This is a genomic window from Kineococcus glutinatus, assembly GCF_039542765.1.
Lineage (GTDB): Bacteria > Actinomycetota > Actinomycetes > Actinomycetales > Kineococcaceae > Kineococcus_A > Kineococcus_A glutinatus.
In genome coordinates this window covers 1-903 of sequence record NZ_BAABIL010000171.1, presented here as the reverse complement: position 1 = coordinate 903, position 903 = coordinate 1, and the positions used below count along the sequence as shown (strand labels likewise).

Annotated in this window: 1 pseudogene; it reads right to left on the bottom strand. The window is 80.6% G+C overall.

Annotated elements, in window-relative coordinates:
* Window positions 1–903 (bottom strand): annotated as a pseudogene (locus tag ABEB16_RS07375) (hypothetical protein); the annotation flags it as partial.

Genomic DNA, 903 nt, shown 5'->3' with positions numbered 1-903 from the left:
CGCGCGGGCGGCGCGCTGCCACCCCGCGGTGAGCGCCGCCAGCGCCTCGGTGTCGCCCGTCAGCTCCCCGCGGCCGGCGGGTGCGGCGCCGTCGACGCGGACCCCGACGTCGAGCAGCCACCACTCCCGGCCTGCGCCGGCCCGCGCGCCGTCGGGTTCCAGGTCGTCGGGCTCGGGATCGTCGGGTTCGGGGCCGTCGGGTTCCACCAGCCGCAGCACCACCTCGAACTGCCGCGGCCGCCACGACGTCGCCCACTCCGCCAGCGCGAGCCGCAGCGGCTCCACCCGCCGCTGCGGCACCTGCAGCGACCCGCCCGTGGCCAGGGAGTCCAGCAGGGGGTGACCGGCCCGGCGCACCGCCTGGCGCCAGGACAGCTCCCCGGCCGGCACCGCCGACAGCCGCTCCCGCACCAGGGCCGCCACCACGTCGACCGCCAGCCCGGTCAGGACCTCAGCGCTCGTGCGCCCGCCACCGCGGCGCTCGCCCGGTTCCAGCGCCGCGCGCAGCACCGGTGGCGCCGCGGCCACGTGCGCGTCGAACCACCCGCGCAGGTCGGGGTCCTGCGCGGGGAACCACACCGGCCGGACGTCGGGCCAGCTGCCCGCCAGGTAGGGCGCGATCCGGCCGGCGTCGACGACCCGGACGAGGTCGCGGGTGAACCCCGCCAGGAACAGCGCCGCCGCCGACGGCACGAGCTCCCCCCACGGCCCGCCCGCGTCCGCCGCCTCCGCCAGCTCGGTGAGCGCCGCGGTGCTGGTCAGCAGCGGCGGTGCCGCCACCAGCAGCGCCACCGCCGCCAGCACCCGCTCGCCCCGCCGGGGATCGCGCTGGCCGGGCAGCCGGCGGGGCGCCTGCCCCAGCAGGTCCGGCGTGGGCAGCGGCCGGCCGTCGGCGCAGGGCAG